This window comes from Streptomyces sp. NPDC093544 (assembly GCF_040683495.1).
Taxonomy (GTDB): Bacteria; Actinomycetota; Actinomycetes; order Streptomycetales; family Streptomycetaceae; genus Streptomyces.
In genome coordinates this window covers 142,320-163,183 of sequence record NZ_JBFBEA010000009.1, presented here as the reverse complement: position 1 = coordinate 163,183, position 20,864 = coordinate 142,320, and the positions used below count along the sequence as shown (strand labels likewise).

The 20,864-nt window shown below is 69.2% G+C and carries 16 protein-coding genes; 6 read left to right on the top strand and 10 right to left on the bottom strand.

Annotated features, from left to right (window positions below):
• Nucleotides 1–123: 123 nt before the first annotated feature.
• The 6 genes from AB0N66_RS15765 to AB0N66_RS15740 form a co-directional block, all read right to left on the bottom strand.
• Entirely contained in the window at nucleotides 124–798 is a 675-nt protein-coding gene (locus AB0N66_RS15765) for a hypothetical protein (RefSeq protein WP_365434076.1), read from the bottom strand.
• Complete coding sequence (gene xylB / locus AB0N66_RS15760) at nucleotides 795–2,282, bottom strand: xylulokinase (RefSeq protein WP_365434073.1); 1,488 nt, start codon at nucleotides 2,280–2,282, stop codon at nucleotides 795–797. Before xylB ends, AB0N66_RS15765 begins: the two co-directional genes overlap by 4 nt.
• A gap of 70 nt (nucleotides 2,283–2,352) precedes the next feature.
• Nucleotides 2,353–3,969 carry a sugar ABC transporter ATP-binding protein gene (locus tag AB0N66_RS15755; protein ID WP_365434070.1) on the bottom strand — a complete coding sequence of 539 codons (1,617 nt, stop codon included), beginning with the start codon at nucleotides 3,967–3,969 and terminating at the stop codon, nucleotides 2,353–2,355.
• A gap of 43 nt (nucleotides 3,970–4,012) precedes the next feature.
• On the bottom strand, nucleotides 4,013–5,014 hold the full coding sequence (locus AB0N66_RS15750; RefSeq protein WP_365434067.1) for a substrate-binding domain-containing protein: 1,002 nt from the start codon (nucleotides 5,012–5,014) through the stop codon (nucleotides 4,013–4,015).
• A 124-nt stretch (nucleotides 5,015–5,138) separates the two neighbouring features.
• Nucleotides 5,139–6,146, bottom strand: coding sequence for an ABC transporter permease (locus tag AB0N66_RS15745; RefSeq protein ID WP_365434064.1), 1,008 nt, complete (start codon nucleotides 6,144–6,146; stop codon nucleotides 5,139–5,141).
• 68 nt (nucleotides 6,147–6,214) lie between these two features.
• Nucleotides 6,215–6,868 carry an SIS domain-containing protein gene (locus AB0N66_RS15740; protein WP_365434061.1) on the bottom strand — a complete coding sequence of 218 codons (654 nt, stop codon included), beginning with the start codon at nucleotides 6,866–6,868 and terminating at the stop codon, nucleotides 6,215–6,217.
• A 246-nt stretch (nucleotides 6,869–7,114) separates the two neighbouring features.
• Between AB0N66_RS15740 and AB0N66_RS15735 the strand changes: the two genes are divergently transcribed.
• On the top strand, nucleotides 7,115–8,059 hold the full coding sequence (locus AB0N66_RS15735) for a sugar-binding domain-containing protein (protein ID WP_365434058.1): 945 nt from the start codon (nucleotides 7,115–7,117) through the stop codon (nucleotides 8,057–8,059).
• An 85-nt stretch (nucleotides 8,060–8,144) separates the two neighbouring features.
• On the opposite strand, the gene AB0N66_RS15730 is transcribed toward AB0N66_RS15735, so the two are convergent.
• Nucleotides 8,145–12,356 (bottom strand): hypothetical protein, encoded by a 4,212-nt coding sequence (locus AB0N66_RS15730; RefSeq protein ID WP_365434055.1) that lies wholly within the window; start codon nucleotides 12,354–12,356, stop codon nucleotides 8,145–8,147.
• A gap of 162 nt (nucleotides 12,357–12,518) precedes the next feature.
• Here AB0N66_RS15730 and AB0N66_RS15725 point away from each other — a divergent pair, with 162 nt between their 5' ends.
• The 5 genes from AB0N66_RS15725 to AB0N66_RS15705 all read left to right on the top strand — a co-directional run bounded on the left by AB0N66_RS15725 (nucleotide 12,519) and on the right by AB0N66_RS15705 (nucleotide 17,991).
• Complete coding sequence (locus AB0N66_RS15725) at nucleotides 12,519–13,520, top strand: helix-turn-helix domain-containing protein (RefSeq protein ID WP_365434052.1); 1,002 nt, start codon at nucleotides 12,519–12,521, stop codon at nucleotides 13,518–13,520.
• 182 nt (nucleotides 13,521–13,702) lie between these two features.
• Nucleotides 13,703–14,437, top strand: coding sequence for an acetoacetate decarboxylase (locus AB0N66_RS15720; RefSeq protein ID WP_365434050.1), 735 nt, complete (start codon nucleotides 13,703–13,705; stop codon nucleotides 14,435–14,437).
• A 68-nt stretch (nucleotides 14,438–14,505) separates the two neighbouring features.
• Nucleotides 14,506–15,468: a 3-hydroxyacyl-CoA dehydrogenase NAD-binding domain-containing protein gene (locus tag AB0N66_RS15715; protein WP_365434047.1), complete on the top strand. Its 963-nt coding sequence runs from the start codon at nucleotides 14,506–14,508 to the stop codon at nucleotides 15,466–15,468.
• A 95-nt stretch (nucleotides 15,469–15,563) separates the two neighbouring features.
• Nucleotides 15,564–17,066, top strand: a complete 1,503-nt coding sequence (locus AB0N66_RS15710; RefSeq protein WP_365434044.1) for a CoA transferase — start codon at nucleotides 15,564–15,566, stop codon at nucleotides 17,064–17,066.
• A 94-nt stretch (nucleotides 17,067–17,160) separates the two neighbouring features.
• Nucleotides 17,161–17,991 carry an aldo/keto reductase gene (locus AB0N66_RS15705; RefSeq protein ID WP_365434041.1) on the top strand — a complete coding sequence of 277 codons (831 nt, stop codon included), beginning with the start codon at nucleotides 17,161–17,163 and terminating at the stop codon, nucleotides 17,989–17,991.
• A gap of 26 nt (nucleotides 17,992–18,017) precedes the next feature.
• Here the strand turns inward: AB0N66_RS15705 and AB0N66_RS15700 are convergent, their stop codons facing one another.
• From AB0N66_RS15700 to AB0N66_RS15690, 3 genes are all read right to left on the bottom strand, one after another.
• Nucleotides 18,018–18,875: a DMT family transporter gene (locus AB0N66_RS15700; RefSeq protein ID WP_365434038.1), complete on the bottom strand. Its 858-nt coding sequence runs from the start codon at nucleotides 18,873–18,875 to the stop codon at nucleotides 18,018–18,020.
• Between the two features lie 122 nt (nucleotides 18,876–18,997).
• Nucleotides 18,998–19,777: a GntR family transcriptional regulator gene (locus tag AB0N66_RS15695; protein ID WP_365434035.1), complete on the bottom strand. Its 780-nt coding sequence runs from the start codon at nucleotides 19,775–19,777 to the stop codon at nucleotides 18,998–19,000.
• A gap of 122 nt (nucleotides 19,778–19,899) precedes the next feature.
• A complete protein-coding gene (locus tag AB0N66_RS15690; RefSeq protein ID WP_365434032.1) occupies nucleotides 19,900–20,862 on the bottom strand; it encodes an SIS domain-containing protein in 963 nt (320 codons plus the stop codon).
• Between the last annotated feature and the right edge of the window lie 2 nt (nucleotides 20,863–20,864).

The window sequence follows — 20,864 nt, the reverse complement described above, 5'->3', positions numbered from 1 at the left end:
AGCAGGGCAGGGGAGTTGTCACACCATGTGCGACAACTCCCCTGCCCTGGCGGGATACTCGGGCTCCGGATAATTCATCCGATCTCTCCTGGCCGTTGCGCTACAGCCCGAGAGGTCGGTTCCCTACGACGCGAGGTGTCCAGGAGCCGGGGTGACAGAGAGCAGGGCGCGGCCGGAGACGACGTACTCCGCACCGGCCTGGAGACAGGCGCCGAGGTTGCGGGCGTCGACACCGCCGTCGACACCGGCCGGGAGTGAGGGTCGGGCCTGTCCCGCCTTGGTCGCCAGCGCCGGGTCAGCTGCGCCGGTGCTGCCGGGTTCGATCAGCATGACCAGGAGTCCGTCAAGCAGGTCGAAGCACGGCCGGACCGCGCTGAGTTCCGTTGCCGGTGCCACCGCGAGCCAGGCGGCGGCACCCGAGGCACGGATCCGTTCGGCGGTGTCGGCCACGGCCGTGTAGTCCGCACAGGACTCGAAGGGGAAGGTGACGCGGTCGACCTCCTGGGCACAGATCTCGTCGATCAGACCGTCGAGTTCCGGTGCGATGACGTGGATGTCGAGCGGTCCGATCCGGCGCTCGGCGAGCGTGCGCACAAGGGAGAGGTCGACGCCTCGATGCGTGCGGTCGTCGATGATGACATCGGCGTGAATCCACAGTCCTGCGCGTCCCAGGCGTTCGGCGGCGGCAAGCCGGTCCGCCTCGGCGACGGCGTAGATGCTGCCCGCGAGGGTTGCCCCGGGATGGCGGGCGATCTCGACAAGGATCTCCGGGTTCAGCCCCTGGTCCCGCGGCGTCACGTTGTCCTCCCGACGGGCCCGGCGCTGTCGGTGTCGAGCGCGTCCCAGCCGGCCAGTACCGTGTAGGCCGCTTCGCGCGCGCTTCGTGAGCCGGGGCGGGGAGCGGCGACGGGCCGGGTCACCGGCGCCCACTCGCGCAGGACATCACGTACCGCGCGGCCCGACGCGATGGCCGCCGCCTGCACACTGGCGCCGCGCGCCGACGCCTCGGGGGCGTCGGCGACGAGTACCTCACGGCCGGTGAGGTCGGCCAGGAGTTGGGTGTAGGCGGCGGAGCGCGCACCGCCGCCGGTGGCGATGAGACGTCCGCCGGTGGCGACCCCGGCGGCGTTGAGGTGCCGCTCGCCGGAGACCAGGCCGAGGATGACGCCCTCGAAGGCGGCCCGCGCGATGTCCTCGCGGCTCGTCGCGGAGGTCAGTCCGGCGAGGACGCCCTGGGCGCCGGGGCGGTTGGGCTTGCGTTCGCCGTCGAGGTAGGCGACGAGGACCGGTCCTGCGGTACTGAAGGCGGTGAGTGCCAGTTCGGCGAGACCCTGATGGTCGACCCCGAGGATGCGGGCGAAGGTGTCGGTGACGCGTGTGGCGTTCAGTGTCGAGACGAGGGGGAGATAGCCGTCGGTCATGTCGGCGACGCCGTCGACCATGCCGTCGAGGTCGAACACCGGGGTCTCGCTGGTGGTGAAGACAACGCCCGAGGTGCCGAAGGTGTACACCACGTCGCCGGGAACGATCCCCAGGCCGAGGGCCGCCGCGTGCTGGTCCCCGCCGCCGGGGCCCACCAAGGTGCGTGCCGGCAGGTCGAGTTCCGCGCGGGCCGCGTCTGTGACCGTTCCGACGGCCGTCGAGGCGTCCCTGACCTCGGGCAGGGCGTCCGCCCAGTCGCGTTCGGCGTCGATGTGGGCCAGGAGTTCGGGGAGGTATCGGGATTGCGCGGCGCTGTAGTAGCCGGTCCCCGATGCCTCGGAGCGGTCGGTGGCGTAGGTGCCCGAGAGTTTCCAGGTCAACCAGTCGTGCGGCAACAGGACGCGGCGCAGCTTTTGGTAGTTGGCGGGTTCGTTCTCGGCGAGCCAGGCGATCTTGCTGAGGGTGAAGGCGGCGGTCGGCAGGGAGCCGACGGCGCGGATCCATTCCGGCGCTCCGATCAGCCGCTTGAGTCGTTCGAGCTGTGGTGCGGAGGTGGTGTCGTTCCACAGCTTCGCCGGCCGTACGACCTGATCGGCGGCGTCCAGGGCGACCAGGCCGTGGCACTGGGCGTCGACCGCGATCGCGGCGATGTCTCCCGTGGACACACCGGCGTCGGTCCTGGCGGCGGCGAGCGCGGCTTTGAGCGCTGTCCACCAGGCGGCGGGGTCCTGTTCGCTGCTCGGCGGGAACGCGGGTGGGTGCGGTGCGCTTCCCGAGCCGAGCAGCTTGCCGTCGTACAGGTCGCGGATCTCGACCTTGCAGGACTGGGTCGAGGAGTCAACTCCAGCGACGACGGGCATGGTGGTTCTCCTAGGCGAGGTGCGATCGCGGCCGACGGTCGGAGCGGCGATCTTGGTCTTTCCACGTCAGTCAACGGGAGTTGTGCTCGGGAGTTACCCCCTTCACCGCTCCCTCCGGTGCGCCTGCGGGCTGGTGGCTGCTGGGCCAGGCGAGTTGGCGGAGGTCTCCCGGTGTGACCGTGTCCCGGGGGTACTTGATGCCGTCGCAGGAGCCGTCCTTGAAGACGCACACCGCGTCCGCGAGCCCGATCAGCTCCTCCTCCTCGGTGGACACCACGATCACGGCCACATCCCCGTCGGCGGCCATCGCACGGATCAGAGCATGGATCTCGGCCTTCGCACCGACGTCGACACCCTTGGTCGGTTCATCGAGCAGAAGCAGTCTGGGCTGTTGCAGGGCGGCCCGGGCGAACAGCACCTTCTGCTGGTTTCCGCCGGACAGGCGCGTGATCGGCTGCTCGGTGTCCCCGCGGACAGCGACCTTCTTGAGAGAATCGCGCGTCGCTCGGTCGATCCGCCTACGCTGGAGCCGCCCGCCCCGGCTGAACCTGTGCAGCACGGGCAGCGCGATGTTCTCCTTCGCACTCATCCCGGGAATGAACCCGTCGGCCTTGCGCTCCTCCGACAGGAAGGCGATCCCGGACCTGATTGCTTTGGCCGGGGTCCTCGGCCGGTACGGAGTGCCCGTCAGGGTCAAGGAACCGGCCGGCGGTCGCTCGACTCCGTACAGAGTGCGCAGGAAACGCGACCGCCCCGAGCCCACCAGTCCGTACAGGCCCAGTACCTCACCGGCCCTGACCTGGAGTGTCACGTCCTTGAGCCGGTCCGTGGACAGGTGTACGGCATCCAGCACGACCTTGGATCCCTGCCGCTCACCGTCTGTCAGGTCCGCGGTCGGACCGGCCTGCGACCCGTTCGCCGACGTCGTATACGCGGACGTCAGGGAGGACGCGGACTCGCCGACGATGGCGTGGACCACATCGTCATGACTCACCGTCTGTGCCGAACCGCTCAGCACCACGCGGCCGTTGGCCAGGGCGATGACATGGTCGGCGACCGAGAAGACCTCGTCGAGCTTGTGGTCCACCAGCAGAACTCCCATGTTCCGCTCACGCGAGATGCGCTTGACGGTGGCCAGCAGATGATCGATCTGCTGCGCCTCCAGGGCGGTCGTCGGTTCGTCGAGGAGGAGGTACCGCGCGTTGCGGTTGAGCGCGGCGACCACCTCGACCATCTGGCGCTGGGCGACGGACAGTTCGCCCGCGCGGTCGGTGGGAGAGGCCGTGACGCCGTACTCCCGGCACAGTTCGGCGGTACGCCGGTTCATCTCCGTCTGCGCGAGACGGCCGCGCCTGCTGGTCTCGTGGCCGAGGAAGACGTTCTGCGCGACGGTGAGCTGGTCCACCAGCCGAAGTTCCTGGTAGACGCAGGCCACACCGGCGGCCAGTGAGTCCGCGGGGGTGGAGAAGTGCTGGGGCACGCCGTCGATGAGTACGGAGCCCTCGTCCGGGCTCTCGGCGCCCGCGAGCATTTTCAGCAGGGTGGACTTGCCCGCGCCGTTGTGCCCGACGAGGGCCAGCACCTGACCGGGGATGAGCGTGACCGTCACCCCGTCGAGAGCGCGCGTCTGTCCGTAGCGCTTACTGATCGCGTTGACAGCCAAGTACTCCACAGCTGTTTCAGTCACGCTCGTACACCTCTCTCCGTTCCTGCTGTCGCGTACGTCCGGGTCAGCCGACTTCGCCCGGTCCCGGGGTGCCGCTCGTGAAGATCTTCAGCGGCTGGAGGATCTCAGCCGGCACCTTGTCCCCGCCGACGTACTTCTTGACGTTGTCCACGACGATCCGCGCGTAGTCGGCCGGTTCCTGGGCGGCGCACGCCTTGTAGGTGGAGTTCAGAGCCGTGTCGGCGGCGCAGAATCCGTAGAGCGCGACCTTGCCGGTCTTGCCGAGCTGGCTGATCGCCTGCAGTGCGCCGGTCGTACCGGGGCCGGTGTCGGCGAAGATCACGTTGATGTCGGGGTTGCCCTGGAGCATGTCGGTGGTGACCTGCAGACTGACGTTGGGGTCGACCTTGCTGTTGACGGTCGGACCGACCTTCGCGTTGGCGTTGGGCTTGAGCGCGGTCTTGAAGCCGGCGTCGCGCTGGTTGGTGGGGATCTGGTCGGGGTCTCCGACGATGCCGGCGTTGATCGTGGCGGTCGTGCCCATGTCCTTGATGAGCTGTTCGCCCATCGCCTTGCCGCCCTCGGTCTGGTCGGCGCCGACGTACTGGACGATGCTGGCGTTCTGGGTCTTGAGGTCGTCGGGCGAGATGATGACGTTGACCGAGAACACCGGGATCTTCGCCTGGTTCAGCGCCGCGACACTGGCCGCGCCCGGCCCGGAGTTCACCGCGTTGAGGGCGACCGCGCAGACCCCCTGCTGGATGAAGCTGTTGATCTGCGAGAGCTGGGTCGAGTCGCTGTCGTTGGCGATGGCGACCTTGACGTCGAACCCGTCCTTGGCGCCGGCGTCGAGGAAGCTCTGGCGCATGGAGACGTAGTAGGGGTTCACCGTGTTGGGCAGGGAGACTCCCAACACGGGCTTACCCGACGTGCAGCTGCTGGGCACGGCGCTGTCGGCGCCCGTCGCCGTCGTGCCGCTGGTGGCCTGGTTGCTGCAGGCAGCCGCCAGGAGTGCGATGGAGAAGGCGGCCGCCGCCGCGGTCAGCCCTCTGGTTCGGTTCGACATGCTCTCTCTCCTTGCTTGGAACGTTCGGCGCGGCTCGCCTGACGTGGGTGGAGATCTGTGTCGGCCGGCAGTCATGGAGCAGGAGCGCGGGCCGGGGCCGGAACGAACTGGGGTCGGCGGGGCGCTAGACCGCCGTGGGCTCCTTCTCCTTCTGCGGCTCTTTCCGGGACGTACTGGTGAGTGCGCTCAGGAGGGACTTGCCGCTCAGGCCTCGCCGGTAGGTGTCGAACGAGACGCCCAGCAGGATGATCAAGCCGATCACCAGCGACTGCCAGTAGCTGCTGACGTTCAGCACGTTCATGCCGTTGCTGACCGAGGCGATCAGGACGGCGCCGATCATGGCGCCGGCGACCGTGCCGATTCCACCGAACAGGCTCACTCCGCCGACCACCGCCGCCGCGATGGAGAAGAAGAGTTCGTTGCCCAGTCCGGTGGCAGGGAACCCGACCATCAGGCGCGAGGTGGCGATGAGCCCCGCGATTCCCCCGCACACGCCGCTGACGGCGTAGGCCAGGATGGTGACCACCCGGATGTCCACGCCGGCCAGCCGGGCCGCCGACTTGTTGCCGCCGGAGGCGTAGACGTGCACGCCCAGCCGCGTCCGGGTCAGGAACCAGCCCGCTGCGACAGCAGCGACCAGCAGCATGATCACGGGCAGCGGGACGCCCGCGACGCGGCCCTGGCCGATCCAGGAGAAGCCGGCCTGGCGCACCGAGATGGAGTTGGCGCCGGTGATGATGAGGGGGACGGCGGTCGCGACGCCCTGGGTGGAGAACGTGACGATGAAGGGTGGCACCTTCACGTAGTGGATGATCAGGCCGTTGATCACCCCGAGGACGAGCCCCGCTCCCACGGCCAGCAGGGAGGCCACCGGCCAGGGAAGGTGCTGCATGAGGACCGCGGCCAGCACGCCCGTCATGGCCACGTTGGCCCCGGTCGACAGGTCGATGCCACCGGTCAGCAGCACGAACGTCTGGCCGAGAGCGAGAAACGCGATCACCGCGCCGTTGAGGAGCAGCGTCAGACCGTTGTGCACGGTGCCGAACGACGGCGACAGGATGCTCAGGACAACGAGCACGACCAACAGGACCAGGAAGATTCCCGTCTCGTCGGGAAGGCGGAACTTTCTCATGGGAGTCTCCATGGTTCGTGGTTCATCGGCTCGGTCGAGAGCTCGGCTCCCGGTGCGGACGGCATGGGTCACTCCCTGCCATTCAGCGCGGAGGCGTCCAGCGGTGCCAGTTCTTCGGGGGTGTCGGTGATCTGTCCCACGGTGCCCGCGGGGTGCGCGGACAGCACCTGGGACCAGGAGTAGCCGCTCAGCCGCATCAGGGTGACCGCCAAGGCGTCACCCCAGGCCGAGACGGCGAGGGTGCTGCCCATCGCGATCACTCCCCCCGGGTCCGCCTGGCTTGCCGGGGCTATCTGCACACTCACGTCCGCGAGCCGGCCGAGCGCCGAATCCGCACGCGAGGTCAGCGACAGCACGCGAGCGCCGCGCTCCTGTGCCCCGCGGGCGAAGTCGTTGAGTTCGGCCGAACCGCCGCCCTTCGAGATGGCGATCACCACGTCCGCCTCCGACACCGCGCCCAGAGATCCGTGCAGTGCGTCCATGGGGTGGAGAAAGACAGCCGGGGTGCCGCAGACGGACAGGAGGTGCGCCATTCGGCGTGCCACCGTTCCCGATGTCCCCGAGCCGGCCACGACCACCTTGCCCTGGCATCCGAGCAGCAGCGAGACAGCCGACAGGAAGGACCCGTCGAGTTGCTCGGCGATGCCTGCGGTGGCTGCGCCTTCACGGCGGATCACCTCCCGGGCACCCTCAAGGATCTGGTCCTCAGCAAGGGAACTCACGACGACATACCTCCGGGGATGGTGCGGGATCGGGCACACGGCGCGAGTGCTCGGTCGGGGAACTTCATCGGCCCGCTCCTTCCGCACGCAGCACTTACATGTTCACGCCGTAAATGCCGCGTAACGACTGTGTGGCGCGGGGTGGGAATATCAGACATCCGGCCCGCCCATGCGTCAAGTAAGCTGCCCATATGGGCGGGCGCCGACTGGGTGGGCGCCGTTGAATCGTTCGCGAAGGAGAATCTGATGGGTCCAGCCGAACTCCAGCGAGCCACCACGGTCGCCCGCAGATATTTCGTGGAGGGCAAGGCGAAGACCGAGATCGCCGACGAGCTCGGCATCTCGCGCTACAAGGTGGCCCGCATTCTCGACGAATGCCGCGAGCAGGGCATCGTGCGGATCGAGATCGGCGTGCCCACCTCCGTGGACAGTGAGCTGTCGGAACAGCTGCGCGCCGCGTTCGGGCTCCAGCACGCGCTGGTCGTCAAGGTGACCGCACCGGATGTCATCACCCTGCGCCGCGAACTGGGCACCGCCGCCGCCGAACTGCTCACCGAGATCGTGACCGAGGACGACGTCCTCGGGGTGAGCTGGGGGCGAACGCTCGACGCGATGGCGCGCGCGCTCAACGCCCTGGCGCCGTGCAGCATCGTGCAGATGACGGGCGTGACCGGTGCGGTCGGCGCCAACAGCGCTGATCTGGTACGCCAGTTGGCAGCCGTGTCACACGGGCCCGCCTATCCGATCTACGCGCCGCTCGTGGTCTCCGACGAAAGAATGGCCAACGCGCTCTATTCGCAGCCGGGCATCGCCGCCGCCACCTCGCGGTTCCCCTCCATCACCAAGGCCGCCGTGGCGATCGGCAGTTGGGACCCCGAAGGCTCGCAGTTCCACGCGGCACTGCCCCCCGCGATGCTCGCCTCACTGCGCCACGAGGACATCGCGGCGGAGGTCTGTTCGATGCTGCTCACGGAGGACGGCACCCCGCTGGACGGAGACGTGAGCAGACTGACGATCAGCATCGGTGCCGATCAACTGCGGCGGATCCCGGAGGTCATCGCGGTGGCCGGAGGAGCGTCCAAGGCACGGGCCATCCACAGTGTGCTCCGTGGCGGACTGGTTCATTCCGTGGTGACCGACGAAAGGGCGGCACGACTGGTTCTTGATGCGCATGCGCAAATCGAGCAATGAAGGCCGGTCGTTCACAAGGCGCGGGGCGGGAAGCAGCCTGAGCCGCTTCCCGCCCCGCGCGCCAGGTGGTGGGGTCACCTGGTCATCAGTAGGAGAACTGCTGGATCTGGTTGCCGTCCGGACCGTAGGTCCAAGCGGTGCGGGTGGTCGGATCGAGCTGGATCGAGGGGTCCTGTACGCCGTGCAGGAGGAGGCCGCCCCGGCCTGTGACGCTCAAGCCGTTCAGGGTGCGGATCACCGTTCCTGTGGTGAGGTCGACGATGGCTATCTGGCTGGTCGCGTTGTTGTCGGACACGACGCCCTGCTGGGAACCGAAGTACACGGTGCCCTCCGGGGCCGCGAACGACACCAGGGCGATGTGGTGGACGCCGTCCACGGCGAGCGAGGTGGGCGTGCCCTTGCGCAGGGCGAACCCGGTACCGGTGGTCTGGGTGGCCTCGTCGTACGGCGTGAGAGTGGCGGTGGGCGCGATCTTGGTGCTGAGCGCGGTGGCGGACGCGCTGTAGAGGGTGCCCGCGCCGTCCGAGGCGATGCCGTGGCCACAGGCCGAGACGGACCCCGCCGTGGTCACGGTCTTGGTGTCGAGGTCCACCCGGGCCGGGGCGACACCGCCGAGGCAGATGATGTTCGTGGCGATCTTGCCGAGGAACACCTCACCGGTGGACTGGTCGATGTCCAGCAGGCTGTACGTCCCGGTCGGGATCTTGCCGTTGTCGTCGGCGTGGATCATGTCACCGGTGGTGCCGTTGGCCAGATCGACGGGGAGCACCGAGTCGGTGTTGCCCACCTTGGCGCGCAGCAGTACGGCGGCCCGGTCGCGTTCGGCGTCGACCCGTCCTGCGACCACCCAGTAGTCCGCGGCCCGCAGTGTCGAGCTGCCGACCAGGGTGCCGGTCGCGGTGTTCCAGGTCTCCAGCCGGACATCGCCGCCGGCCTCGCTCACGTGCCCGAGGAGCACCCGGTGCGCATCCGGGGCGACGCCGATCACCTGGTAGTCCGAACCGCTGGCGGAGTCCGAGGTCAGTACGGCTCCGTAGGCGCCGGTCGAGGTGGAGTAGTGCCGTACTTCGGTGCCGCCGGCGGTGGTGCGCAGGGCTGCGATGGAGTCCTTGCCCGCGGCGGTGAAGCTCAGCACCGTGCTGCCGTCGGGGGCCAGGCCGTCGTCAACAGCCAGGTTGGAGACGGATGACGCCTGCCCGATGACCTGCTGGTGGCCGTCGAGGGCGAGCACACGCACGCTGTAGGCCGCGGAGGTGGTCAGGCCCAGGGACAACGCGTCGAGACGGACGGTCCCGGAGGTGGCGGACAGCTTCTTACTGGCGGTGGAGGGAGTGTCCACTCCGTCGTTGTCCAGCGCCGAGCCGTTGGCGTTGCTGAAGGTGTTCAGCGAACCGAACAGCGTCGGGGCCGGGGCGGAGAACTCGACGATCGCGGACTTGGCGCCGGGGACGCCGCGTACGTCGTAGCGAAGGCGGAAGTCGGGGGCGGTGCGGGTGACTTCGGCGGTGTGCCCGTACGTCGTGCCTGTCCCGGTCGCGGCGATGGTCGGGGCGTCCGGCCGGGTGGCCGCGCTGCCGCCGGCGATCCGGATCGGGGCGAACTCGCCGTACTTGGTGAGGCTGGGGTTGCCGCCGAAGCCGGAGAGGGCGATGCCGATGCCGTAGATCCCGCCGCCGCCCTTGAAGGCGTCCGCGGGGATGGTGACGGTGCCCGTGGTCGCGGTCAGGGTCTGGTGCCAGGCGGCGGAGAAGACCGGGCCGAGGACCGGGTTCCAGTGGCCGACGGTGGACACGACCAGCTCGGGGGCGGTCGCCGTGGTGACGCCGGTGAGGTCGTAGGAGACGGTGACCGCTTTCCCGGCCTGGGCGGTGGCGGGGGCGAGCGGCGCGGTGGACTGGACGTAGCGGCCGTCACTCGGGCCGATGGCCAGGGTGCGGTGCACGGTGGCCTGCGTCCTGCCGCCGATCAGCACCTTGAAGGTGAGCTCGACGTCGCGGTCGGTGGTGGAGACGACCGGAAGCCCAGCCGCCGACAGCAACTGACGGGGCGTCACCCGGATCGCGGGGGTGTCGGAGGAGAAGGTGACCGGATGGTCGCCGGCGACGGTGAGCGTGTAGCGGGGCTTGGCGCCCTGCGGCAGGCCGGTGACGTCGGCGCCGAAGGTCACCGGGCCGACCAGTCCCTCGCCGTTGCCGCCGGAGGCCATGTCACCGAGGTCGATACGGTTCTGGTCGGTGGTCTCAAGGAAGGTGCCGCCGAGCGCGCCCACGGTGACCCGGTGGGCGACGGAGAACCGTACGACCGAAGGCCCGTCGCTCTTCAGCTTGCCGCCCAGCGCCTTCTCGGTCGCGGCGGTCACGTCGATCTGCGGTCCGACGTGCAGGGTCCGGTCGATCTGCGGCGGGCTCTCGACCGCGCGACCGGTCTTCTCCAGCAGGTCCCTCACCTGCTTGGGGCTCAGGTCGCGTCCGGCAAGCCGGCCGGCCTGGAGCACGACCGCGGCGGCCGCCGCTATCTCGGGCGCGGACGCCGACGTACCGCCGTTGAACACCGCGGTGACGGCCTGTGCGCTGCCGCCTCCCTTGTGCTGGAAGGCGATGATGTTGTCGCTGGGGGCGGACAGGTCCACCCGGCTGCCGAATCCGGAGGCGAAGGTGCCGAAGCCGCTGATCCGGGTCTCCGCGAAGGTGCCGGTGGCGGCGTAGGGGCTGCTGGAGTTCGCCGGTACGGCGAGTGTGTCGTCCAGGGTGGTGCCGCCCGCGGCGATGGCGCCGGTGTCGGGGACCTTGGACGGGGTGGTGGTCAGCGCGACGTCGTCGATGGTGGTGGCGGAGGCGGCGTTCGGGGCCGTGTCGGTGGGGGTGCTGCCGCCGTCGGGGCCGACCGCGGCGGGGGTGTAGAGCCGGGTGCCGTCGTTCGAGGAGATCGACACCACGATGCCGTCCTTCTGGACGATCGAGGCGACCACGGACCGGACGAAGGGGTCGTCCTCCAGATAGCGGCCCGGGAATCCGACCGAGTCCGTCCCGAAGCCGAGGCTCGCGGTGATGACGTCGGGGCGGGGCGACTGGTGGGCGGCGGCCAGCAGCGCGCCGGCTATCTGCTCGATCGTCGGCTCCTGGGGGACGACCAGCCGGTAGTCGGCCCCCGGGGCTATGCCCAGGAGGTCGGTGTAGCCGCTGCCGATGGCGTCCTCGCGCTGCTGGTCATGAGGAAGCGGGGCCATGACGCCGAAGTCGAGGAGCACTTCGCCGAGCGAGGGGTCCTGGTTCTTGGTCGAGCCGGACGGGTCGAGGGTGCCGTCGTTGCCGGCCACGTAGGTGGGGATCAGCGGCATCGAGGGCAGGTCGAGGTACCGTTTGCCGTGCTTCAGCACGGTGGTCGGGCCGTTGCCCTTGACGTAGTTGTCCCCGGCGTCCGCCATCGACTGGTCGGTGAGGTCGCCGATGGACACGTTGGTGATGGTCTGGCCGGTGCCGGGCAGTTGGCCGTAGCCGTCCTGGAGAGTGGAGAACGCGCCCATCGCGTTGACTCCCCCGGCGTTGAGGAACGCCTGGGCGGAAGACGACACGGCGTAGTTCGACGGCACGTCAGCGGGGTCGGCCCCGGCATCGGGCTTCGTCGTGGGGGCGTTCGCGGTGCCCACGGAGGTGGGGACCGGCTGGGCTCCGGCATTCATGGTGTTCACGTAGCGGTTGGGCTCGGCGTACGCGACTCCGGAAGCGCCCTGAAGGGCACTGGCGACGGCGGTGGAGTCCTGCTCCTTGACCTTGACCACGTAGGTACGCGACAAATCGGGCGCCTCTGCTCCCAGTTGACCGCGTGCCGACTCGGTCAGGGAACCGGTGTCGGCCGTGGACAGCGAAGGGAACAGCGGTTGCAGGGAGGTGGCGCCCACCGCGTGCAGCTTGGTGTCCAGCGCTTTGTCGCTGGTCTGCGGCGCACGGGCGTCGAGTTGGCGCTGGGCCTTGCCGGAAAGGGCGGGCCCGGTGACGGAGGTGTCCGGGTCCAGGGTGACCAGCACCTGGCCCGGCACCACTCCCTGGCGTTGCGAAGGCGGCTCGGCGGCACCCTTCACGGTGCCGTCCAACGGCGTTTTCCCGGTGGGCGGTTGCTCGGAACCGGAGGGCGCGGGGGAAGCAGCGGGTGCGGGGGAAGCTCCGCCCGGCGACGGGTCCGCGGACGCGGTGCCGGTGACCATGGCGGTGGCCAGTGCCGCCAGGGCGAGAGCCGCGGTGGTGTGCCGTCTGTATCGGGCATGCGCTTGGAGCACGGGCAGGCCTTTCCGGTTCAGCACGGCAGGCTGCCTGGCGGGACGCACTGCCGCTTACGGGGGTAGGCGACGCGCCGCCTTCTTACTGATGGAAGATGTCAACCGAGTCGGAAGTGACGCAAGGCAATCTTGGTGGCCGAAGTACGCCGGGTGGCGGACAGTCGCCACATGTACGGCGGAGGGTTCATGGGACTTAACGTGCTGGGACTTACGGAGGAAATAGAGCACGTCTACACCGCCCTGGTGGAGCATCCACGCTGCACCGCCTCCGAGTTGGCGAAGAGCTGCGGACTGTCCCCGGCCGGCGCCGGGCGGCTGCTGTCGGCGCTGGTCAAAGAAGGCCTGGCGACCCGGACCACCGGACGGCCGCCCCGCTTCTCCGCCACCGCCCCCGACGTCGCGGTCACCGCTCTGATCGATGAGCAGCAGCACCGCCTCGACGAAGCGCGTTCACTGGTGCACCAGTTGATGGAGACCTACCGGGAGGCGGCCCGGATCGCGCATCCCGAGATGGCCGTGGAACTGCTGACCGAGCGCGACGACATCAGCTCGGCGGTGAGCCGGCTGACGGCCGACGCCCGACAACAACTGCGCGCGTTCGACCGGCCGCCCTACGTCGACCGCCCGGGGAGCGGCCTGGACCGGCAGATCGAGCGGCAACGGCACGGTGTGGCCCACCGGGTGATCTACGACCGGGAGGCGGTGGCCTGGCCCGGCAGGATGCACAACGACATCGCACCCAGTATCAGAGCCGGCGAGAAAGCCCGGGTACGGCCCGAGTTGCCGCTGAAGCTGGTGATCAGCGACAGCCAGGCGGCCATCATCCCCTTCAGCCTCGCGGCCGGCGGTCAGTCGGCGGCCTACCTCATCCACCAGTCCCCCATGCTCGTCGCGCTGGAGTCCCTCTTCGAAGCCGAATGGGAGCGCGCCGTCGCCCTGCCGGATGCCGGAGAGCCTCCTGCCGACAACCCCACTCGGCAGCCCGGAGCCGTTCCTGTCCAGCCGGATCCGGACACCCGCTCCCTGTTGGCCCTGCTCGCCTCCGGCCTCACCGACGCGGCCATCGCCCGCTCACAGGGCTGGAGTGAGCGGACCACCCAGCGGCGAATCCACCGGCTGATGAGCGAACTGGGCGCCTCAACACGCTTCCAGGCCAGCCTCACAGCGGCCCGCCGCGGCTGGCTGTGACCCGCCTGGGTCTGTCCCGACTCCCCTGAGCGCGGGCTGCCATCAGACGTCAGTATGGATTTGCAGGAATACGTCACTCCGTTTTATCGTTGCACTTAACAACAAGTTGTATATAACAACTACTGGGATCTGGTCCGGCAGAGAGCTCCTGGCAGCTGAGAAGAGAGAGAAGGGCGACCCTGATGCACGCGGACGACGTCGTGCGGTCTCTGACCACTCCCCTGAACGCCCCTGCCTTCCCGGCAGGCCCCTACCGGTTCACCAACCGCGAGTACCTCAACATCACTTACCGCACCGACCCGCAGGCACTCGCCGCCGTCGTACCGGAACCGCTGCGTGTTCCCGAGCCCTTGGTGCGCTTCGAGGTGATGCGCATGCCCGACGTGACGGGCCTTGGCGACTACACCGAGTCCGGCCAGGTCGTGGCCGTCGAGCACGAAGGCGAGCGCGGCGAGTACAGCCTGGCCATGTACGTCGACAGCTTCCCGGCCATCGCCAGCGGCCGCGAGATCAGCGCCTTCCCCAAGAAACTGGGTGCGCCCCGGCTGTACGTCGACTCCGACACCCTGGTCGGCACCCTCGACTACGGAAGCCTGCGCGTCGCCACCGCCACCATGGGCTACAAGCACCGCCTTATGGACCCAGCCCAGGCCCGCGACGAAGTCACCTTGCCGACGTTCATGCTCAAGAAACTGCCGGGCTACGACGGCACGCCCCGCATCTGCGAACTGGTCCGCGCCCAGATCTCCGACGTGACCATCAAGGGCGCCTGGGCAGGGCCCGCGCGCCTGCAACTGTTCGCCCACGCGCTCGCGCCGCTGTCCGACCTGCCCGTACTCGAAGTCGTCTCCGCGAGCCACATCCTCGCCGACCTCACCCTGGGCCGCGCGGAACTCGTACACGACTACCTCGCCTGAGCCGTCGAACCCTCGCGTGCCGGGTCGGCCGCACTCACAAGAGCCCCTTCCTCGGAGAGGACCCCGCCATGACTGAACCCACCGACGCCGCCGGAATCCGCCGCGTCACGGTCGTGGGCGGAGGCGTGATCGGCGCCTCCTGGGCCGCACTGTTTCTCGCCCACGGCCTGGAGGTCACCCTCAGCGACCCACAGCCCGGCATCGACACCCAGGTACGCGAACTGATCGACGGCACCGTGCCCGTACTCCAGGGCCTGGGCATGAAGACAGCGGACCTCACCAAGCGCCTCAGCTTCGACCCCGACCTGGCCTCCGCCGTGCGCGAGGCCGATCTCGTACAGGAGAACGGCCCCGAACGGCTGAACGTCAAGCAGCAGATGTGGCGGACGATCGAGGAGAACGCCCCGGCCAACGCCCTGTTCGCCACCTCCACCTCCGGCATTCCCGCTACCGATATCGCCACCGTGCTGCGCCGACCGGAACGTCTGGTGGTGGGCCACCCCTTCAACCCGCCGCATCTCGTACCGCTCGTAGAAATCGTGCCCGGTGAGCGCACCAGCGAGGAGACGGTCGAGCGCGCCCGTGCCTTCTACACGGCGCTGGGCAAAAGCCCGCAGGTGCTCCGCAAGGAGGTTCCCGGCTTCGTGGCCAACCGCCTGCAATCGGCACTCTTCCGGGAATGCGTCCACCTGGTCGCCGACGGAGTCGTCACCGAACAGGAACTGGACGCCATCGTCACCTCCTCCATCGGCCTGCGCTGGGCGGTCGCGGGACCGTTCCAGACGTTCCACCTCGGCGGAGGACAAGGAGGCCTGGAGCACTTCGTCACGCACCTGGGCCCCGGCATGGAGAACCGCTGGGACCAGATGGCACGTGAACACGTCGCCTTCGACGACGCCACCGTGGGCACCCTGAGCGAACAGGCGCGGAACTTCGGTGCCGGGATCGACGAGCTGGCCGCCGAACGCGACCGCAAGCAGGTCGTCCTGATGCGGGCCCTCGCCGAGACCCCCGACGCGCATCAGGCGTAGGACCGCGATCGAGCGCAGCCCCTCGCGGCTCGGCCTCATCTCGCGTTCGCGGCTTGGTTTTATCCCCCGTTCCCCCTTTGTCGAGAGCCCCCACCATGAACTCGCTCACCGAAAAGATCTCCCAGGCCGTAGCCCATCCCCTCACCGGCGACGACGACTTCGACATCCACCACGCTCTGCACGACGTTCTGGCCGACATCGGCATGCGCCCCGAGGACAGCGGTGGCCCGATCACCTTCCTGGGAGCCGACCCGATCGTCCCCTCCACCCTCCGGCTGGGAGCCGTACCGGCGCTGGGCATGACCGCCAAGTCCGTGGCCCTCGCGTCGTTGTGGCGGCACCGCGGGGGTGAAGGGCAGGACATCACCATGGACCTGCGCAAGGCCCCGCATCGCCTGTGCCCCTTCTACGACAAGAAGTGGGAGAAGCTCAACGGCTTCAGCCCCGGCCGGCCTCATGACCCCGACAACCCTTTCAGCCTGCGGTTCTACGAGACCCGCGACAACCGCTGGGTCATGCCGCTCAACCTGTATCCGAAGATCAAGGACGCCACGCTCCGGCTGCTGGGGACCTATCCCGACGAAGCCGCCGTCGCGGAGACCATCCGTACGTGGGACGCGGCCGACCTGGAACAGGCCGGCGCGGACGCCGGTGTCGTGATGCCGATGCTGCGCACGACCGAGGAGTTCCTCGTCGAACCGCAGTACCGGGATCACCTCGCCCACGAGCCATTGATCAAGATCGAGAAGATCGGCGACAGCGAGCCCGAACCCCTGCCGCCGGGAGTTTCCCAGCCCCTTGACGGCCTGCGTGCGCTGGGAATGGGACACGTCATCGCGGGCGCGGGCATCGGCCGCGACCTCGCCCAGCACGGCGCGGACGTCCTGAACCTGTGGCGTCCCACCGAGTGGGAGAACGACGTGACGTACTACAGCGCGAACGTCGGAGCACGGTCGGCCACCGTCGACCCGTACTCCCCCGAAGGCCAGAGCCGCGTCCGCGATCTCCTGCGCGACGCCGACATCTTCTTCGCCAACCGCCGGCCCGGCTTCCTCGAGAAGATCGGTCTGTCTCCCGAGGAAGCCGCAGCGGTGCGTCCCGGCCTCGTCTACGCCACCGTCAGCCTGCACGGTGACAGCGGGCCTTGGGCCGACCGCGTCGGCTTCGACCAGACCGCCGGCTGCGTCAGCGGAGTCATGCTCCGGGAGGGAACTGCCGGGCGCCCGGCCCTGCCGCCCATCGGCGTCGTCAACGACTACGTCCTGTCCTGGCTGGCCACCACCGGAATCATCCGCGCTCTTGTCCTCCGGGCAACTCAGGGCGGCAGCTACCGGGTCAGCCTCAGCCTCAGCCGGGTCTCCGCCTGGATCCTCAGCCTCGGTGTCCTCGACCGTGACTACGCCCACGCAGTCGCCGGCACCGGCGGCCCCGACTCCCCCCACGCCTACCTCGCCCCCGACCAGTTCACCGCCCAGACCCCCTGCGGCCACTACACCGGCGTCACCGACCAGGTCGTCATGTCCGCCACCCCGGGCCGCTTCCGGACGGTCCTCGTCCCCCGGGGCAGCGGCGCCCCCACCTGGCTGCCACAGACCTGACCCGGCCCCTTCTCCCTGGAACACGACGGGCGCCCCACCACGGCCCTCAACGTGTCGACATACTGCATGCACCGCAACATGGGAAGGACCTACCGTGATCAGCATCCCCGTGCACACGCTCAACGACGGTTCCACGATCCCCGCTCTCGGCCTCGGCACCTATCCGATGGACGACGCGCAGGCGGAGCAATGCGTCGCGAACGCGCTGAACATCGGCTACCGCCTCGTCGACACGGCCACCAACTATCGCAACGAGACGGGAACCGGGCGCGGCGTCGCCCGCAGCGACGTCCCTCGCGAGGAGATCGTCGTCACGACGAAGCTGCCGGGCCGGCATCACGGGTACGAGGAGACCCTCGCGTCCTTCGAGGAGTCCCGCAGCCGTCTCGGTCTGGCGTACGTGGACCTCTATCTGATCCACTGGCCGCTCCCCCGCGTCGGCAAATACGTGGAGTCGTGGAAGGCGATGATCAAACTCCGCGCGGAGGGCCTCGTCCGCTCCATCGGCGTCTCGAACTTCACCCCGGAGCACATCACCCGGCTGGAGGAGGAGACCGGCGTCCTGCCCTCCGTGAACCAGGTCGAGTTGCATCCCTTCTTCCCGCAGGAGCAGTTGCGGGCCTTCCACTCCGACAAGGGCATCCTCACCGAGAGCTGGACCCCCTTGGCCCACGGCACCGACCTGCTGGACTCCCCCGCCGTCGTGAAGATCGCCGAGGCCCACGGCGTGACGCCGGGACAGGTCGTGCTGCGGTGGCACACACAGCTCGGCGCGATCCCCATTCCCAAGTCCGCGGACCCCGGTCGCCAGCGCGAGAACCTCGACATCTTCGGCTTCGAGCTGACGCCCGCCGAGTTGGCTGCCGTCTCCGACCAACCCTCACGGCGCATCGGCGGAGACCCCGAGGTACACGAAGAGTTCTGATCCCGGGCCGACCGGGAGGTGAGCGGCTACCCCGTGACCTGGCGAATGTGCGGCACCACACGGGTCAGCCGCAGCACGCCCCACAGAATCGCCGCGGTCCCGATCGCCTCGGGGAGCAGCCACCACCCGGTACGGACCGTCTCCCCGAACAGGGTGACGCCCAGCAGCAGGCTGACCATCGCGTCACCGATGGTCAGAGCGGGCTGCGAGGCCGCCAAGGCACCGGCCTGCAACGCGTTCTCCAGCAGCAGGATGGCGCTGACGCCGGTCACCGCGAACCCGTAGGTCTGCCACGCGCCGAGGAACGCGGCGAAACCATTGTCGGCGAGGGTGCCCGTAGCCGACTTCAGCAGCGCGGCGGTCAGGGCGTTGCCGACGGCGGACGCCGATCCCAGCACGGCGGCCCGGAACAGCGGCGGGTGCCCCGGACGGGCCACGGCGACCAGTGCGCCCATCGCCCCCAGGCACAGCACCAGCACCGGAATCCACCTCACCATGGCGGCCTGGTCGCCGGCCCCCGAGGGAGCGGCCGAGCCGAGGACCAGGGCGAGGCCGGCAACCACACCGGCGACGGCCCACCAGCCCGCACGGGGCAGGCGCCTGTGCAGCAGCGGAATGGCGATCAGCAGGGCCAGCGGCAGTTCCAGAATGAACAAGGGCTGCACCAGCGCCAGCGGCCCGTTCACCAGAGCCAGGGCCTGGAAAACCGCGGCCGCGACAACCCCGGCCATTCCGATCAGCCACGCCGGACGCCGAGCCAGATCGAACAACAGGCGCAGTCCACCGCCGCGCGCCACGGTGGACGCCGCCTTCCGCTGGAAAGCGGTACCGGCCGCATTACTGGCGGCCCCCATGACAGCGAACAGAACGGCCAGCACGATCACTCTTCCACCATGCCCGTAGAAGAGACATGAGGCCTTCCGGGACGCGCCGACCAGCGCTCGGCACGCGCCTCACGCCGGGTCCGGTTCTGCCTCAGCGGAGCCGGGGAATCATCAGGAAGCACTCAGGACGTGTAGTGGAAGCGCACCCTGCTCCCGAGCCACGCGGTCCGTGTGGTCTCCAGCAGTCGGCCGTCTTCCAGGCGGGCCACCGACCACACGACGAACAGCGGCGCGTCGAGGGTCGTGTTCAGCAGACGGGCCTCATGGGAATTGGCCGCGCCGACCTCGAGATAGTGGTTGGCGTCGGCGGGAACGAGCTCGAAGATCTCGCGAAGGGTCCGGGACAGGGAGCCGTCGACGAGAAGCCGATCGGACAGCCCGGGCGCCATGGGCTCGGGGACCCACGAGTCCGTGAGCCCGATGGCGCGGTCGTTGACCACGTGCAGCCGCTTGAGGTGCAGCCGCTTGGCGGAGGCTTCCTCCGGGGTGATGAGCTTGACCAGCTCGTGCGGCTCGGGTTCGGCGGGCTCGTCACGCAGTTGGACGGACTTCGCGGTCTGGCCCGCGGCGTGAAAGCGGTCCCGCCACGGCGTGGTGAGCGCGAAGTCGTGCTGGACAGGTTCCGGGATGTCGGCGACGAAGGTCCCGGCGCCCTGTCTGCGCTCGACGTAGCCGTCCGCCGCCAGAGCACCGAGCGCCTGTCGGATGGTGATGCGGCTGACGCCGTAGAGTTCGGAGAGTTCGCGCTCGGTCGGCAGCCGGTAGCCCGTCTGAAGTTCCTGGTCGATCTGCCGACGCAGATCACGCTGCACCTGAGCCCAGGCGGGCATGGGCGACCTGCGATCCACCGGGTGCACGGACATGCGCCCCCGGTCGGTCGTCGCACCATCGACGACGGACACCTACGGACTCCCCTCGGCCTTCGCGCGCCGCAGACCACGCCGCACAATTGGTCTCAATATTAACACCTATCGTGCGAGCCCAGTGGAGACAGCAGGTCGCGCGAAGGCGTACCGCGCGTGCGTCAGGAGTCGAGTTTGATGTGCTTCGCGTCCATGTTCACCGCTCCGCCGCGGAAGGGCGGACGACCCCATCGCAGCGCCGCACCATGGGCGACCCAGGCCCCGGCCACCGCCGTGGCGATGTCACGCAGAACGGCGGCGTCCGGCACATCGGGGTCCGTCAGCTCGCCGGCGTCGACCTGAACGACGGTCTGGCCGGTGGTACGCAGGGCCTCGGCCAGGCGGTCGAATCGCGGTCGGCCGTGCGGGCCGATCAGTTGGAGAGTGAGGTGCTGCTCGGGGCCGATGAAGTAGTCGACGTGCCCGCTCTCTTCCAGGGGCACGCTGCGTACCGCCAGTCCGCAGGCCTCGATCAGCTTCAGGACCCAGAAGTCGGCTCCGCTGCAAAGTTCCGGAAGTGACAGGACCGACATGGCGGTCGGCGCGGACTCGGGCAGCGCGCGCACCTGTGCCTCGACCGCCACGCGGATGCCGTCCAGGCTTTTCGCGAGGGCCAGGTTGAACGGCGAGGTGTCGACTCCGCAGACGGCGGCCACCCCTTGGGCGAGCATGACGTGTCCGGCGCAGGGGACTACTTCCTCCACCCTGAGCGCGGGCACCAACTGGACCTCGTCGGCGCTGTCCGCCAGCGGCGAGGACGCCTGCGAGGTGATGGCGACCGTCTTCAGCCCGGCGGTCCGGGCCATGCGCAAGGCCTGGACGGTGGCGCCGGAGGTTCCGGAGTGCGAGATGCCCACGAGGGTGTCGCAGGCGGCGGGCAGGCTCTCGCTCCAGGTGACATCGCCGGCCGACAGGGCGCGGTGGCCGAATCCGGTGGCGATCAGGCCGGAGGCCAGGGAGTCCCCCGAGCCGACGAAGACCGCGCGTCCCAGGTCCGGGACACTGCCGACGGTCACCGGGGACACGTCCAGCAGAGCGTCGCGCAGCGCGGCACTTTCGGTGGCGGGTACGGGTGTGGCGGGCATGG